Source organism: Pseudoalteromonas sp. G5_S1_54_S4 (genome assembly GCF_054968565.1).
In genome coordinates this window covers 20,677-37,921 of record NZ_JBQKUL010000020.1, presented here as the reverse complement: position 1 = coordinate 37,921, position 17,245 = coordinate 20,677, and the positions used below count along the sequence as shown (strand labels likewise).

The following is a 17,245-nucleotide window of genomic DNA, read 5'->3' as shown; positions in this document are numbered from 1 at the left end:
CGGAGTTCAGGTTAACTAAGCTTAAAGCGCGATACCACGCTTGATAACTCAACACTGCTTTGTTTGAGTTTGTCGCTAGCGTGAGTTAAATCTTTGGTGTTACCCAATGATTGCTCTGTAGATTGTGATAAATCGTTAATTCTTAAATTCACCTCGTCTGCGGCTGATGTTTGCTGCTCTGTGGCGCGAGCAATTTGGCCGTTCATATCGGTGATCACCGATACCAGCCTGTCTATTTCATCAAGTGATGCATTAGCTGAAGAGGCTTGTTCAACCGTAGAAATAGAAATCTCTTGGCTAGATTTTACCGCTTCAACTGCAGCTTTAGCCCCTTCTTGCAGCTTAGCTATCATAGCTTGAATCTCATCAGTGCTTTTACCTGTCCGGCTGGCAAGTGTTCTTACTTCATCGGCTACAACTGCAAAGCCTCTTCCATGTTCACCTGCTCTTGCAGCTTCAATAGCTGCGTTTAGCGCTAACAGATTGGTTTGTTCAGCAATGCTTCTAATAACATCAAGTACTGAGCCAATATTATTACTCTCTTGAGCAAGGTCGGCGGTCACTTTGCTCACGGTTTCTATATTACTAGAGAGGGTTTCAATGGCGGTAATGGTTTTCGACACTACATTTTTACCCGTTGATGCATTACTAGCAGCATCATTTGCGGCTTGCTCAGCAGCTTCGGCATTACGGCTAACATCATGAATTTGATGAGTCATTTGCTCCATTGCCGCGGCTACTTGGGTTGAGCTGTCGTTTTGAAGTTCAATGAATGATTGGCTGGTTTTGCTAGAATCATCGACTGTATGGGCGTGCTCGTTGACATCGTTTGCGCTTTTGGCAACCAGCACCAAAGACTCTCTAATTTTGGATACAAATAAGTTAAATGACCGCGACAGCTGAGATATTTCATCATTGCCATTTTCGTTAAGAGTACGGGTTAAATCCCCCTCACCTTGAGAGATATCTTTCATCATTTCTGCTGCTAAACGAGTCGGCGTTAAAATACTGCGACCAATAAAGTAGCTAAAAAGTACGACAACGACGATCATAATCATTACATTGATAACGATAATAGTACGTTGCAGCGAAAAGGTGTTGTCTATGGTATCAAGGTAAACGCCCGAGCCGATGATCCATTGCCATTGATTAAAGCCTTTTACATACGCAATTTTATCTACGGGTTTGTCGCTGCCGGGTTTTGGCCACTTGTAAGGCACATAGCCTTCGCCGGATTTTTTAACAACATCAACCATTTCAACAAACAAAGGGGTGCCATCAGGGTCTTTATTATTCGTTAAATCTTTCCCTTCAAGGGCTGGTTTAATTGGGTGCATTACCATGGCTGGCTGATAATTGTTGATCCAAAAATAGTTAGTATCATCGTAACGCAATGAGCGTATTGAGGCCATCGCTTGAGATTGTGCTTGTGCGCGGGTGAGTGTTTGGTTTTGTTCAAGCGCTGCGTAGTGTGTAATGGTGCTATATGCAGTTTCCACCACATTTTTAGTTTTTAGATATTGCTCATTTTTAAGCGATTTATATTGATTACTCAAACTCGAAATACTCAATACAATTAAACCAAAAATCACAATTCCTACCAAAATGGCTAGACGTTGAAATATAGTAAAACGACGAAGGTTTGGCATAAATTTATTCCCGTATCAGAGCATTATTTCTCTTAAATAAGCATAGTTAAAATATAGGCTAATACGGTTTTATTTTCCTTATATTGTATTTTTAATACTGACTTTGTTAGCTAGTTTGCGTGAATACAATAAAGAGAAAAGGCCGGACTTTTATTTAACAGACGCTTAAAGTGAATTTTATTATTGTTTGTTGACGTTTCAATATAGCTTATTTGCATAAAAAAAGGCTGATACTTGTATCAGCCTTTAGTCGAATAATTAATCCAATATTAGTTAGTTTGTATTAAAATTACGGTTAAAGAAGTTTGTAATAGTTTGATGTAAATGAGTTTGAACTTGTTTACCGCGAAGGCTATGTTTTGAACCCGGGTAAGTCATCATTTCAAACTGTTGATTGTTATCTTGCAGCTGTTTAAACAATTTAGTGGCATGGGTAAATAATACGTTGTCATCGGCCATACCATGGTAAATCATTAATGGGCCTTTTAAGCCTTCAGCGTATGGGAACACCGCACTGTCGGTATAACCTTTTGCGTTAGTATCAGGGTGACCTAAATAGCGCTCGGTGTAATGGGTGTCGTATAGAGCCCAGTCGGTAACCGGAGCACCAGATACACCCGCGCTAAAGTAATCGCCTGCTTTAAACATAGTCATCAGCGCCATGTAACCGCCATAGCTGTGGCCATAAATACCAATGCGAGCAGGGTCTACGTAATCAAGGGTACGTAAAAACTCAACGCCTTTAATTTGATCCGCCACTTCTACAACGCCTAAGTGCTTATAAATCGCATCTTCAAACTTTTTACCGCGATTGTAAGAGCCTCGGTTATCGAGTTGAAAAATTACATAACCTTGTTGCGCCATGTATTGAAAGTATAAGTTTTTGCTGCGCCAGCTATTGGTTACTCGCTGAGCATGAGGACCACCGTAAACGTTTACAATAACCGGATGCTTTTTACCCTTTGCCATGTTTGCTGGTTTAAATAAACGGTAATGCATAATTTGGCCGTCTTCAGCGGTAATTGTTCCGTATTCGGGCTGGGCTAAATCAGTTAGATACGGGGTAAGTGGGTGAGAGTCATCAAGCTTATTCTCTTCAAGCCACGTAATAAACTCACCATTAATTTTGCGCAGTGCAGCTGAATTTGGCTTATTAACCGATGAGCTATTATCAATGAAAGTTTTATTATCTTTCGCTAGAACGACATTATGGTATTGGCCTTTTTCAGTAATGCGCTTCATAGCCCCTTTTTTAAATAAAGGCGCACTGTATAAATGGCTCTCTAGCGGGGTATCTTTACGTGCAGCAAAGTAAACAACGCCATTTTTTTCATCTATCCCTTTTAGGCTATCTACGACCCAATCACCTGCGCTAATCTGGCGGATAAGTTGGCCGTTATTACGATATAAATAAAGGTGCTTAAATCCATCTCGCTCTGAGGCCCATACAAAATGCTTTTTATCTTTTAAAAATTCAAGGTCAAAATGCAAGTTGATCCAGGTATCACTTTTTTCAGTTAAAGCAACGGTTTGCTGTTTTGTTTTAGTGTTGTAAAAACGTAGTTCTAAGTTATGTTGCGAGCGGTTTTGCCATTGATAAGAGAGCGTATTGCTGTCGTTTAGCCACTTAGCGCGGGCAATATAAATATCTTTATCGTCGCCTAAGTCAATCCAGTCAACTGCTTGATCATTAAGCTTTACCACCCCAAGTTGAATGTCAACATTATTGGTGCCAGTAAATGGATAACGCTGGTTAAATAGTTTTACTTCATCAGCATAAATTTCGTTACGAATCGCTTCTTGAACAGGGCTTTCATCAACGCGAGTAAAGGCGATTTTAGATTCATCATTTGCCCACCAATAACCGGTCATACGGCTCATTTCTTCTTGCGCCACAAATTCGGCCATGCCGTTTTTAATTACGCCACCGCCATCTTTACTTAACTGAATTTCTTTACCTGAAACCAGCTCTAGTGCATATAGGTTTTGCTCTCGGATAAAGGATACGAAATTTCCTTTTGGAGAGAAACGCGCATCGGTTTCAAATGCGTCTGTGTTAGTCAGCTTTTTACTATTTTTAGCATCTAAGTCATAGTAATAAAGATCGCCATTAAGAGGGAATAACAGTGCTTTCCCATCTTTTGACCATTTATATTCAAGGATGCCTTTTCCAAAAATACGTTGGCGTTCGCGGCGTGCTTTTTCTTCATCGGAGAGATTTTCTGGGCCTGAAAATAACTGCGCCGAATCAACTAACAACCGGTTGGTATTATCTTTTAAATTATATTCCCATAAATCGTAGCGGTTATAGTCATCGGTTTTACCTTGTAAGTAGGTAACCCGGCTACCATCAGGCGAAAACTTAAGTTGTACCGGAGATTTGCCTGCTAAGCTCGGATCATCAAATATACGCTCAAGCGTTAGCGGCTCAGCTTCTGCGCTTAATGCGCCCGCGAGTAGGGGAATTGCCAGTGAGAGGTGTTTTAGTTTTTTTAACACAGGATTGCCTTTACTTACATAAAATTATCTCGATGGTAAAGCACAAGCGTGTGCAACTGCAACTAAATGCTATAAAGTGTGCGGTAAAATAATCTAAGGACTTTAACATGAGCAAAACATCATTTACCTTAGCACCTGAACTGAAAAGAGATTGTATTGAACTGGCTGATTGGCCACTTTGTAAGGTGTTGCTATTAAACGACAGCCAATATCCTTGGTTTGTATTGGTCCCCAGAATAGCGGGTTTAAAAGAGATTATTGATTTAACCGAGCAGCAACAAATTACTTATTTACACGAGTCAGCGAAACTCAGTCATTTGTTAATGGAGGTGTTTAATCCTGATAAGTTAAATGTAGCCGCATTGGGTAATATGGTGCCACAACTACATATTCATCATATCGCGCGTTTTAAAACAGATATTGCGTGGCCTGCGCCGGTATGGGGCAAGTTTCCGAGTGTGCCTTATACTAATGAGCAGATAGAGCAATTAAAAGCGCATTTTTAAAAATCAAAATGAGTTACTTTGAGGGGATAGTATGAAATTAATCAAACAACTCTGTACAAGTGTATTTATTGCAGCGATTGCAGTGTCAGCAGTGATAGCGGGCGAGCAGCCAGTAGCTATAGATGTGGTAAATAACGCTAATATTAAAAACTTTGCAGCACATAACAACTTAGTTTTTTCAGCAGCGCAACCGACTGATGAGCAGTTTAAGCAACTGTCACAAGCTAATGTTAAGCATGTTATTAATTTACGTGCAGCAGATGAGCAAGACTGGGATGAAGGCGCGTTAGTCAATTCTTTAGGAATGAGCTATCACGCAATTCCTATTGCAGGTGCACAAGATGTAAACATCGACAATGCAAAACGATTAGCTAGCCTTTTAGAAGAACTTAAAGGTGAGTCAGTGGTTGTTCATTGTGCGAGCAGTAATCGTGTTGGTGCGCTAATGGCTATTTCAGCTCATCAACAAGGCGCTGATATTGAGTCTGCGATTGAAACCGGTAAGCAGTGGGGAATGGCAAGCCTTGAGCCGGTTGTTCGTAAAGTGATGAGTGATAAATAATTAGACTGATAAGTAATTAGGGTCTGTTGACCTTTCAAGGTTGAATTTGCAGCAGTCTGTTTGGTATTTAGGCAAGGCAGAGCCTATCTGGTGTGGTTATTCCCCATAAATAGGCGATAACGCAGCATCAATGCCAAACAGGCGCTGCCCGAAGGGTTCTGCCTAGGGGCGATTTACTCTTTGTTGCCTACATGGATGTAGGTAAGGGGCGAGAGCAGGACGCGGAAGCTTTGCTCGGTTTTTACTTAGCCCACTAGGTTGCAAACCTCGCGCCGCGATTAAATCGCCCCTAGTTTGAACAAATTTTAATCCGCAAAGGTCAACAGACCCTAGATAAAAAAAGCGTTACAGTGTAACGCTTTTTTTATGTGGTTAGCTTTTATTAATTAAGGCCAAGCACATCTTTACCTTGTTTAAAGGTCACATCTACAGGGATGTTCGCTTTGCTTAACTTTTCTAAATCTTTAGCAAGTTCCGCTTTAATATCGCCATGAGTCGCAATCAGTTGATCTACTTTTTCGTAATCACCGTCACCTTGCAGGGTTAAAATAAGGCGCGATAATTTAGCCATAGCGTCGCCCATTTTATCCATGTTGATGCTATACAAGCCGTCTTCATTTTTAGAGAAGGCACCTTCTTGAGCAAAAAAGTTAAAGCGGATCATATTTGCTTTACCATGTGCACTTGAAGCACCAAAGCGCACTGAGCGGAAAATACCCGCCATAAAAGTGGTGTAGTAATCTTCTAACGTTCCTTCAGTGATTTCACCTTTTTTAAGTAACTGTTCAACCATGTATAAACCAAGAATATCGGCTTTACCTTCTTCCAAGGCGCTAGCGTGCTCTTGAAGTGATTGGCGAACAGTACCTTTACCCGTTATGGTGTTTTTAATTCCTAAACCGTGAGCTACTTCATGGAACATAGTGTTAGCAAAAAATGCATCAAAGGTAATATGTTTACGTTGCTCTGGCACAATTAACTGCTCTGCGATAGGAACTAAAATTTTATCAAACTTCGCTCGCATTGCATTTTTAAGCTGTAAGCGACGTGTGCCTTTTTCTAGCTGTACTTGCTCATCATTTGGTAAGTTAATTGCAATGGTTTTACTGCCGGCATTTGAGTGCCCAGCATAATAAACAACATCGTAGGCATTTAAGTCAGCATCTGATCCTGGTACTTCTTGCTTGTACTTGCTATCAACAGGTAAGCCTTTTTGCAGCTCAGGTAAAAAGGCAGCAAATTTAGCCAGGCGTTCGCTCCATTTTAAATCTTTAATTAGTACATACGATTCATAGGCAGCACGGTAACCAAATAATTGGTCTTCGTAGTTTTCAATTGGACCAATAACAACATCGATAGGGTTATTTTTCATATCCATCCAAGCAAAGTCAGAGGCTTGGAAGTCATCGCTTTGTATTGCGTCAGCTCGTAAGTTTAGGTAGTTGGCAAATTCTTTGTCGTCAGCTAATTTGCTAGCGTCTCTAAGTAACTTAGCTGCTTGGGCAAGTTCTACGGCATATTCTTCTGAATAAGGCGTGCTGTATAAATTACCTAGTTCATCGCGTTTAATAAGTGAGTAAAGCCCTGTTTTATCTTTTACATCAGCGTTATTAAGCTCTTCTTTGGTGATGTCGGCCGGATAAAAACCTGCCCCAAGCGGCTTTTCTTTATAGCCAGATAAAAATACTTCATCGCCATTTAAGCGATCCCATGGGCCGTAGTTAATATCAGCAAACTGACGTACTTTTTCATCATCTAATTGTGCTAAAAAGCTTTGTTTATCTTCACCAAATGCTTGTTTCCAAAATAAATCGTCCATAATTTTTGAAGCATCAATAAGCTTGGCAACCATGGCTTTTTGGTTCTCAGATAAGTGTGACAAATCGCTTTGTAAGCTAAAGTCTGTGTATATGTCTAAGCGTTGACGGTCAATATTAACGAGTGTTGGCCCAGAAGGCGCTTGAGAAGCCGTTGGCGCTGAGCTTTGCGGCGTATTGTTTGAAGACGGTGCTTGCTCAGAACAGGCACTAAGAAAAACGATGCCAGAGAGCAGTATTGCTTGGCTAATTTTATTTAAGATCATTATATTGCCTTTAAAAAGTCTATTTTATAACTTGTATACTGTAAGTTAAGGTACTGAATGAGTATTAGTGTGCCTTAGCATGCTTGCATTAAAGCAAAACATACTAGCAAATAGCAAGTATTAGACGTTAGAGTGCACTAATGAGGGGCCGCTGGTAAATAATCAATAATTATCTACAATTCTTTCTATTTTAGGTATATGTTTAATACTACTAAGCTTTGAAATAATTAATAATATAAGACTTGCTGTAAAGTGTAGGTCATTAAGCAAAGGGATATTTTATGTCTACAGAAAATGCCTTACTCACTATTTTAGTTGACAGAATTAACAACGACACACTGGTGTTGCCTACGTTACCTGAGGTAGCGATTAAGGTTCGCCAAGCCGCAGATAACCCCGATGTTAATTTGATGCAAATGTCAGATGTGATAGCACATGATCCTGCATTGTCGGCGCGGATGATCAAAGTCGCAAATAGTGCAATTATGGGCCGAGCTGTAAAGGTGTCTAACTTGCACCAAGCCGTTACACGTATTGGGCTTAGGCAAATAAAAAATATTGCCACAGCCATGGCGATGGAGCAGTTATTTGTATCTAACAACGAGTTAATAAAAGGCTACATGGGAAAGGCGTGGCATAAAACGCTGCATGTGGCCTCGCACTCTATTTCATTAATGGAGTTTTACTTAAAAAGAAATACCCATACATCGCTAAATCGCGATGCCATTACATTAGCTTCATTAGTTTATAATATTGGGGTGTTACCCATTTTAACTGAAGCAGAGCGTCACCCTGAAGTGTTTGCAAGCCCCAGCTTTTTAGCCCATGCGATTCAACGTTTAAGTGGTAAAATTGGTGGTTCAATCATGAAAGCGTGGGAATTTCCTGATGTGTTTGTTGAGGTCGCGCAGCACTGGGCAGATGTGAATCATCGTACTGCTGAGGTGAGTTATATCGACTTCATTCGTGTTGGTGCAATCCTTGAGGGAACCTTACAAGTATCTGATAAGTCAGCAGCGCTGCAAACGTATATTGATAAAGGCATATTTCCTTCATTAGAAATGTTAGAGAGTGAAGAGTATTTGCATATGGTTGAAGACGTAAAAGAAATGTTTAGTTAATACCAATTTTATTAAAAACATGATTATTCTAGCGTATTAAATAATCCGCTACCTGCGTTAAAAATTATTTATATAGAACAACTATGTATCATAATTTTTGCCTTGTTATCGACTTATTTCTTTGTCGCTATAATAAATCACTAATTTAATGCAATTGGTATAACTTGTTTTTGAACAATAAAAAGCACGATTAATATCGTGCTTATATTTTTAATACTATTTAATAAAGCTTTTACGCTAAATCGTCAGCATCACCTAAGCCCTGTGTAAGCTCTTCTAGCAATTGCTTAATTTCTTCAGATGCAAGAATAAAATCAGCATCTAGTTTAACCGCCATATCTTCTTTAGGAATATCGGCATTTTCTTCTTTAAGTGTTTCTGAATAGCTCAAACGTTTAATTGAGCCATCGTTTTGTAGCATAAATTTAACGCGCTCTTGCCAATCAAGGGCAAGCTTAGTAACGCGCTTACCACTTTCAAGGTGCGACTTCACTTCGTCACACGATAGGTCATGGCCTTTAAGTTTTACCTGGGCGCCACTGTCATCAGCTTCTTCAAGTTCAGCGTCTGATCCAATTGCAAAGCCCTCTGGAGTACTAAAGTTAGTAAGCCAGTCAGTTAAAAATACGTCTAAATCATAATTAGCAAACGCAGGAACAACGGGTAATGTCCCTAATGATTTACGTAATAGAGCAAGTAGTTCCTCTGCTTTATTAAAGCTTGCACTATTAACTACCACCCACCCATTTTCTTGGTCTATAAAAGCAAACTGCAAGCTCGATTTTTTAAATGCTTGTGGCAATAAGGTGTGTAAGATGTTTTCTTTTAATTCATCTTTTTCTTTTTTCTTTACTGGGCGATTTTCTTCGGCTTCAATCTGATCAACTTTTTCTGCTACCAGCTCATTTATTACCGAGGCTGGTAATACTTTTTCTTCACGTTTAGCGCACACTAAAATACTTTTTTGCGAGAAATGAGAAAGAGTTTCACCATGTTTACCAAATGCTTTTGTCCAACCAAATGTTGCCAACTCTTGGCCAGTACAAGGACGAAATAGATCTTGCTCTAATGCCTTATCAAAGTCTTCTTGTGTGTATGAAACGTCTTGTTTAAAGCGATAGCATATAAGGTTACTAAACCACATAGGGGAATGATCCATTTAAAAAATTTGTGCAATCATAGCAATAAAAGCCGCTTCTAGAAACGGCTGATTTAGCTTAATCGAGTTTAAAAAGTGGCAGGGGAGATGACATGTTTTTAGGGAACGAAATACGGTAGTGTAACCCTTGCCCAGGCTCACTACTTACTTCAATTTTACCATTAAGCGTTTGTTTTACTAGATTAAAAATAATATGGGCACCTAAGCCGCTGCCACCCTCATCACGCTTGGTGGTAAAAAATGGGTCAAATAAACGCTTTAGTTGAGCCGGTTTTAAACCTAAACCGTTATCTTGATAATTAATGATGAGGTCGTTTTCATCAGTATTCACATCTATGGTGATTTGGCCGCTGTTTATATTTTCAAAACCATGCACTAATGAGTTCATAATTAGGTTCGTAAATATTTGGCTAATGACTCCCGCAGGTAAGTTAATAATTAAATCATCTGGGCAATGTAGGCGAATGCTGTGAGATGTTTTTTTAATTTGTGGGTGCAAAGAGCGTATAACTTCGTTGATGTAGTCTTTAAAGTTAATTGTTCTTAGGGCTTCACTGGCCTGATCTACCGCAATTTGTTTAAAGCTGGTTATTAAATCTGAGGCACGTTCTAAGTTGTGAGAGAGCAGTTGAGCGCTTTGTGCTGCATCATTAATAAAGCCTTCTAACGCCGCAGACGATAATGATTTATTTTTATACGCAGTTTCTATTTCGGTTAACCGCTCTTGTAAAAAAGAGGTGGCAGTAACGCCAATACCAATAGGGGTATTAATTTCATGAGTGATCCCCGCCACTAAGCCGCCTAATACCGCCATTTTTTCTGAGCCAACCAGTTGCTCTTGCGCAAAGCTTAATTCATCGAGCGAGCTTTGCAGCTGAGTTTGTTTGCTTAACAGTTCTTGTTCGGTTTGCTTTCGTAAATCGACTTCCTCTGTTAAAACTGCTTTTTGTCGCTCTAGTTCATATTTTTGTTGCTGTAGATCGATCATTGCTTGGCTTAAATTTGATGTTTTACGCGCAACATCCTGTTCAAGTTGTAAGTTTTGTTGATCCAGTTTTTGATTGCTTTCAATTAGGTCATGCTGAGTTTGTTTTAACTCTTTTTTATACTCAACAACCTTCGAAATCAGATTGTTAAAAGAGCGTTCCATTACTTTAAGCTCGTTATTTTCATCGGTGACTATTTTAACCTGTTGACCATCAAGCTCTTCTAACTCAAGGTATTCAATTTGCTCGGTTAATTGAGTAAGGGGCTCAGTGAGTAACTTTCTAAATGCAATTAAAAATAAGATGATTAAAAAGGTTGTTTTAATCATGGCATTACCAATCAAAAAGTAGATAGAGAGCATAATGCGACTAAAAATTACATCGCGACTAGAAAATAAAGTAACATCGCCTACTTGCGTTGCTCGTCCTGAAAACTCAAAAATAAGTGGGAATGTATAGCCAAATAAACCGGCTTTGGTGTCCTCTACCATGACATCTTCTTGCACAAGTTGCTGGCTGTAAAGATTGTGAATATTTAGCGCGCGGCCTAATTGAGAAATAATAGCGCCATTATCGTCACGAATAATAACCCCCTCAACCATAGGTATATCGAGTAATCCTTCGGCGGTTGTGGTGGTTTGCTTTATATTTAGCTCCCAAATTGCTCTGGTTAAACTTCTACCAAAGGTCTTTTGTAATGTGCCAAGTTCATCGCGTATGTAATCTTTAGTATTGACGTACTCTGCGAAAATTTGCCCGCAGGTCACCACAAAGGTCAGTATAAAATAAACTGATAAAACCCGAGTGAGTAACTTTGTTGAAAGACTTTTTTGCGGCATGGGAGGCTTATATTTCCTTAAATTATTCAACTGTTAATGTACGCTTATAAACATTAGTTAATAAATGATTAAAAATAAACATATATTTTATAATATTGCTATTTAGCGTTGTTAAATAAGCAATCATTCTGTTCTATATCCATGGGGTTTCTATTTGAAAACTGTTGGTTTGGATAGGCTGTTTTTTACTTGAAAATAGTTAATTTACTAATTTGTATTGTGCAATTAAGCATTTTATTGATAACGTTAATAAAAGTTACAATAAATAATCTGCTCGTTGCTAATTTGGTTATAACTTTGACTGTTGCGGATTGGGCAACCAACTAATTTTACAGTGGGTTTTGGTGTTTTGTATGAGTTTAATTAATGAGTCATTATGATGCGTTTTTCTATTTTAGTCTGTGATGATTCCACCGTTGCTCGCAAACAGGTAATGCGCTGTTTAAAAGAATGTATTGATGCCGATATTCAGCAAGCAACTAACGGTAAAGAGGCGTTGGAGCAATTGCGTCAAAGGCATTTCGATCTCCTGTGTCTTGATTTAACCATGCCTGAAGTGGATGGGATTGCAGTGCTTGAGCAGGTCAAAGCAAATAAAATAGAAACTTATGTATTGGTAATTTCTGCAGATATTCAACAAAAAATGCGAGATCGCGTAGCGCAACTCGGCGCAATCGATTTTATTCACAAACCGATTAATAAAGCACAACTTAACGACGTTTTGCATAAGTTTGGCATTTATTAATAAATTTCATGATGAAAAAGACTGTTTTATCTTCTAATTTAGGGTTGACAGAATAGCCTTTGTTAAGGCAGTCTTAAGCTATGAAAACATTTAGTCTTGTAACGACCATTATTATTACAACCACCATTCTTACTGGATAGTGGCATAGGTCGGTGCAACAAATTTAAAGGCCTGTGTTCACTTAGAACACAGGCCTTTTTTCGTTTTATGGAATGAGGAAACATAAAAAATGCGCGTATTAAAATTTGGTGGCTCATCGCTCGCTGATTTTGCCTGTTTAGAGCAAGTTGCTGCACTCGCTAAGGCACAATTAAAAGATGAAATGTTACTAGTACTGTCAGCCCCAGGTGGCATGACTGACTCGTTAGTTAATTTAGCTAGTACTGCAGAGCAGGGGCATGACTTTAGCGAACAATGGCATTCACTGACTAGCCGATGCAACATGCTTAAAGCAGCGGTAGAGGAAAAGCAAGGAGCAGTTCAAAACTGGCCTGACTTTAACGAACTTAAAAATAAGCTTGATGGTATTGCACTGATAAAGTGCTGCCCTGATCAGGTCAGAGCATTCATTATTAGTTTTGGTGAGCGTGTTAGCGTATCGCTAATGCAAAGTCTATTAGCCGATCATAACGCGCATTATTTACAAGCAACAGATTGTATTGTTTCAACCGGCGGATACATAGACGCAGAAGCGGATTTAGTGGCCAGTAAGGCACGTTTTCAAGCTGTGTTAAAAGAATCCCCTGCGACGGTTTACATTATGCCTGGTTTTACTGCAAGTAATGATGAAGGGGAGCTCACAACGCTTGGTCGTAATGGGTCTGACTACTCGGCAGCGATTGCTGCGGCGTGTTTAGAGGCGCAAGTGTGCCAAATATGGACTGACGTTGATGGTGTATATAGCGCCGATCCGCGTTATATCAAAAAAGCCACTAAGGTTGATTTCCTATCTTATAAAGAAGCGATGGAACTTTCTTATTTTGGCGCTAAAGTATTGCACCCTAAAACTATCTTACCGTGTGCAAAAGCAGGGGTGCCATGCGAAATTAAAAACACCCATAACCCAGATGCGCAAGGCTCGCTAATTAGTAACGATACGGTATCTGATGAACCAGTAAAAGCACTCTCAAGCCTACAAAATTTAGCTATGCTAACCGTTTCAGGCCCGGGCATGAAAGGTAAAGTAGGCATGGCATCTAAGGTATTTAATGCATTGGCACATGATAACGTGTCAATTGTACTCATTACCCAGTCATCATGTGAATTTAGCATTAGCTTTTGTGTGCATGAAAGCGATTTAAATCTAGCGTTAAGTGCGTTGCAAGTAGCCTTTGACTTAGAGTCAAAAGCGGGGCTCATTGAGCCGGTAAATGTGCAACGTAATTTAGCAATAGTAACGTTAGTTGGTGATAACATGCGTGCCCATAAGGGGTTAGCGGCTAAGTTTTTTGCATCGCTTGCACAAGCGCAAGTAAACATTGTTGCCATAGCGCAAGATTCAACAGAAAGTGCTATTTCAGCCGTTATTGACGGTGAATTATGTAATGACGCGGTTAAAATTTGCCATGAAAACTTCTTTACTCATGTTCCTTCAATTGATGTGTTTTTATTGGGCTGTGGCTTAGTCGGCCAAGAGCTAATTAACCAACTTGAGCGTCAACAAGCATGGCTTGAAAAGCGTAATATTAAATTAAACCTATATGGTGTTGCCAACTCTCGTCAATTACACCTTGATGGTGAGGGGATTGCGTTTGATGATTGGCAGCAAAAACTGGCGCAGTCAGAGCAAGCGTTTGATTTAAAATTGGTCGAGCAGTTTGTTAAGCAAAATCATTTAGTTAATCCAGTGCTAGTTGACTGTACTTCATCAGATGCCTTGGCTGCACAATATGTAGATTTTTTAAATGCAGGTTTTCATGTCGTGGCTGCCAATAAAAAAGCCACCACGAGCTCATATACGTATTACCAAGATTTAATTGCAGCAACACATAAAAATAATCGTAAGTTTTTATACGAAACTAACGTAGGTGCAGGTTTACCTGTAATCGATAATTTGCAATCGTTGTTTGGTGCAGGTGATGAGTTACTTGAGTTTAGTGGTATTTTATCAGGTTCGCTTTCATACATGTTTGGTGCACTAGAAGATGGTTTATCACTTTCTGAAGCAACAATTAAAGCCAAAGAAAGCGGGTTTACAGAGCCCGATCCGCGCGATGACTTATCGGGAACTGACGTAGCACGTAAATTACTGATCATTGCACGCGAAGCCGGTATGAAATTAGAGCTTAGCGATATTGAAGTGGAGTCAGTTTTACCGCCAGGTTTTGCCCAAGGTGACAATGTTGAGCAGTTTATGGCGAAATTACCTAGCTTAGATGCTGGTTTTAACGACCGTGTTCAAAGTGCAGCAAGTGAAGGTAAAGTACTTCGCTATGTAGGCACAATTAAAAATGGTCACTGTAAGGTCGGAATCGAAGCGGTGGATTCATCACACGCATTGAATGTTATTCGTGATGGTGAAAATGCGCTGGCTATTTTAAGCCAATACTACCAACCGCGTCCGTTTGTAATTCGTGGTTATGGGGCTGGCTCTGCAGTAACGGCTGCGGGTGTATTTGCAGACATATTAAAAACATTATCTCGCTAGGAGTCAGTCATGATTGAAGTATATGCTCCGGCGTCTATTGGTAATTTTGCCGTTGGCTTTGATGCGCTGGGCGCCGCACTTGCGCCCATTGATGGCGGTTTATTAGGTGATGTGGCGGTTGTTAGTGCCGCATCGAGTGATGAATTTATTTGTACAGGCGACTATGCACATAAGCTACCTAGTGATGCGCAAGAAAATTTAGCGTATCAGTGTTTAGTGCACTTTAGAGCGCATGTTGCGCCTGATATGCCTGCGGTAAAGCTCGAACTTAGGAAAAATTTGCCGATTGGTTCGGGATTAGGCTCAAGTGCCTGCTCTGTGGTGGCGACATTTGCAGCACTGGATAAATTTGCCAAAACTAATTTAAGCCAAGTAGAGCTCATTGAGCTTATGGCAGATTTTGAAGCCGTTGTAAGTGGGGGGCGCCATTACGATAACATCACACCGTGTTATTTAGGTGGCTTACAGTTAACCGGTGATTTAATTCCTGATAAATCTATTGCTTTACCTGTTGATGAAAGCTGGTATTACGTTGCCGCATTTCCGGGTTTTTCGCTCAATACCGCAAAAGCGCGCTCTGTTTTACCAAAAGAGCTAAGTATGCATGCCGGGGTTGAGTTTGCTCAGCGTTTATCGGCGTTTAGTAGCTTACTGTTAACAGGGCGTTTTGATGATGCATTAAGCATTATGAAAGACGAAATAGCAGAGCCATACCGTGCGCCACTTATAAGCGGCTTTAGTGATGCCAAAGCAAGCTTACCAGCACTGGGTGCTGAAGTTGTGAGTATTTCAGGCGCAGGGCCGACCTTGTTTAGTGTATGTAAAACGCTTGAAGCGGCAGAGCAATGCGCGCAGTGGCTAGAGGAAAATTACATCAACGAACAAGGCTTTTGCCATATTTGTAAATTAGATAACGACGGCACGCGTCAATTAAATGTTTTATAGGATAAAGAGTCATGCAATTACATAATTTAAAAGAATATTCACAAAAAGTGTCGTTTGTTGAAGCTGTAAAAACAGGACTAGGGCGTAATCAAGGTGTGTTTTTTCCAGAGTCGTTAGCGCCATTAAGTGATGTTGATGCATTACTAGATATGGACTTTGTTACTCGCAGCGGCAAAATTTTATCGCACCTTATTGGTGACGAGCTACCAAGTGATACTGTTGCCCAGATGGTTAAGAATGCGTTTAACTTTCCGGTTAAGCTGGTGGAAGTTGAAGATAATACCTATTGCTTAGAGTTATTTCACGGGCCAACACTGGCATTTAAAGATTTTGGTGGCCGTTTTATGGCCGAGTGCTTGGCGCAATTTAATCAAGGTGAAAAAGTCACTATTTTAACTGCAACATCGGGTGATACCGGAGCTGCCGTAGCGCATGCTTTTTATAACAAACCAAATATTGATGTCGTTATTTTATACCCTAAAGGTAAAATTTCATTAGCGCAGCAAAAGTTATTTACAACGCTTGGTGACAACATTCACTGTTATGCGATTGAGGGTAGTTTTGATGATTGCCAAGAATTGGTTAAAAAATCATTTTTAGATGAAGAGCTAAAATCGAAGTTAGGTTTAAACTCAGCAAATTCAATTAACATTAGCCGTTTAGTCGCGCAGGTGTGTTATTACTTTGAAGCCATTGCACAGCTGCCAAAAGAAAAGCGTGCTACAGCGCATATTTCAGTACCGAGTGGTAACTTTGGTAATGTGTGTGCGGCTATGATTGGCGCGGTTATTGGTATGCCAGTTGGTAAACTAAGTGCGACTACAAACCAAAACGACACAGTACCGCGCTTTATGCTTGATAAAAATTGGACGCCTAATGCGACAATTGAATCGCTTTCAAATGCAATGGATGTGAGTAAACCTAATAACTGGCCACGTGTGCAATCAATGTTAGATAATAACTGGTTTAGTTATGATAACTTTTATTCGGTGAGTGTTGATGAACAGCAAACACAAACAGTGATGAAAAAAATTCAACAGCTTGGCTATATTGCAGAGCCTCACACCGCAATTGCTTACCAAGGTCTTGTAGAAAATAAGGCGGCAGATGCTGTGGGGATTTTTTTAGCGACTGCGCATCCGGCCAAATTTAAAGACAGCGTTGAGGATATCCTTAATGTTGAATTAGATATGCCAAAGCCGTTAGCTGATGCATTAGCAAAACCGTGTTTAGCCACTGATATGCACAACGATTATGATGTTTTGCGTACAGAATTGTTTAAAAAGCTTGCCTAAAAAAGGCAGATAAAAAAAGCGGCTTAGGCCGCTTTTTTTGTTTGTTTATGCATCGCTTTAGATATAACACATAAGCTATATAAATGTAGTAAATAAAATTCATTTAAAATTGTTATTAGTTTATAAAAAAATATCATCATCAAAATGCTGTGAAATAGTTTCAATCCCTGTTTAAATATCCTCAACTTAAGAGCGTAGGCAAAACGTCG

General features: G+C 39.8%; 12 protein-coding genes. 7 read left to right on the top strand and 5 right to left on the bottom strand.

Annotated features, from left to right (window positions below; translation table 11 throughout):
* Window positions 1-11: 11 nt before the first annotated feature.
* Window positions 12-1,649: a methyl-accepting chemotaxis protein gene (locus tag ACTRWE_RS09525; protein WP_462879907.1), complete on the bottom strand. Its 1,638-nt coding sequence runs from the start codon at window positions 1,647-1,649 to the stop codon at window positions 12-14.
* Window positions 1,650-1,922: 273 nt separating this feature from the next.
* A complete protein-coding gene (locus ACTRWE_RS09520) occupies window positions 1,923-4,148 on the bottom strand; it encodes a S9 family peptidase (RefSeq protein ID WP_462879906.1) in 2,226 nt (741 codons plus the stop codon).
* A gap of 107 nt (window positions 4,149-4,255) precedes the next feature.
* Here ACTRWE_RS09520 and ACTRWE_RS09515 point away from each other — a divergent pair, with 107 nt between their 5' ends.
* Window positions 4,256-4,654: an HIT domain-containing protein gene (locus tag ACTRWE_RS09515; RefSeq protein ID WP_013464220.1), complete on the top strand. Its 399-nt coding sequence runs from the start codon at window positions 4,256-4,258 to the stop codon at window positions 4,652-4,654.
* 31 nt (window positions 4,655-4,685) lie between these two features.
* The gene (locus ACTRWE_RS09510; RefSeq protein ID WP_013464221.1) at window positions 4,686-5,216 is read left to right on the top strand and encodes a protein tyrosine phosphatase family protein; all 531 of its coding nucleotides are present in this window, start codon (window positions 4,686-4,688) and stop codon (window positions 5,214-5,216) included.
* A gap of 382 nt (window positions 5,217-5,598) precedes the next feature.
* Here ACTRWE_RS09510 and ACTRWE_RS09505 read toward each other — a convergent pair whose 3' ends face one another.
* Complete coding sequence (locus ACTRWE_RS09505; RefSeq protein WP_013464222.1) at window positions 5,599-7,299, bottom strand: dipeptidyl-peptidase 3 family protein; 1,701 nt, start codon at window positions 7,297-7,299, stop codon at window positions 5,599-5,601.
* A gap of 281 nt (window positions 7,300-7,580) precedes the next feature.
* Here ACTRWE_RS09505 and ACTRWE_RS09500 point away from each other — a divergent pair, with 281 nt between their 5' ends.
* Window positions 7,581-8,420, top strand: coding sequence for an HDOD domain-containing protein (locus tag ACTRWE_RS09500; protein WP_013464223.1), 840 nt, complete (start codon window positions 7,581-7,583; stop codon window positions 8,418-8,420).
* A gap of 232 nt (window positions 8,421-8,652) precedes the next feature.
* Here the strand turns inward: ACTRWE_RS09500 and rdgC are convergent, their stop codons facing one another.
* Both rdgC and ACTRWE_RS09490 read right to left on the bottom strand, forming a co-directional pair.
* Complete coding sequence (rdgC, locus tag ACTRWE_RS09495; RefSeq protein ID WP_008111993.1) at window positions 8,653-9,564, bottom strand: recombination-associated protein RdgC; 912 nt, start codon at window positions 9,562-9,564, stop codon at window positions 8,653-8,655.
* A 73-nt stretch (window positions 9,565-9,637) separates the two neighbouring features.
* Window positions 9,638-11,404 (bottom strand): ATP-binding protein, encoded by a 1,767-nt coding sequence (locus ACTRWE_RS09490; protein WP_013464224.1) that lies wholly within the window; start codon window positions 11,402-11,404, stop codon window positions 9,638-9,640.
* Between the two features lie 376 nt (window positions 11,405-11,780).
* Here ACTRWE_RS09490 and ACTRWE_RS09485 point away from each other — a divergent pair, with 376 nt between their 5' ends.
* The 4 genes from ACTRWE_RS09485 (at window position 11,781) to thrC (ending at window position 17,036) form a co-directional block, all read left to right on the top strand.
* Window positions 11,781-12,149, top strand: a complete 369-nt coding sequence (locus tag ACTRWE_RS09485; RefSeq protein WP_013464225.1) for a response regulator — start codon at window positions 11,781-11,783, stop codon at window positions 12,147-12,149.
* A gap of 229 nt (window positions 12,150-12,378) precedes the next feature.
* Complete coding sequence (gene thrA / locus ACTRWE_RS09480) at window positions 12,379-14,796, top strand: bifunctional aspartate kinase/homoserine dehydrogenase I (RefSeq protein ID WP_427684030.1); 2,418 nt, start codon at window positions 12,379-12,381, stop codon at window positions 14,794-14,796.
* Between the two features lie 9 nt (window positions 14,797-14,805).
* Window positions 14,806-15,741, top strand: a complete 936-nt coding sequence (gene thrB, locus ACTRWE_RS09475; RefSeq protein ID WP_013464227.1) for a homoserine kinase — start codon at window positions 14,806-14,808, stop codon at window positions 15,739-15,741.
* Between the two features lie 11 nt (window positions 15,742-15,752).
* Window positions 15,753-17,036 carry a threonine synthase gene (thrC, locus tag ACTRWE_RS09470; protein ID WP_138764576.1) on the top strand — a complete coding sequence of 428 codons (1,284 nt, stop codon included), beginning with the start codon at window positions 15,753-15,755 and terminating at the stop codon, window positions 17,034-17,036.
* Window positions 17,037-17,245 lie beyond the last annotated feature (209 nt).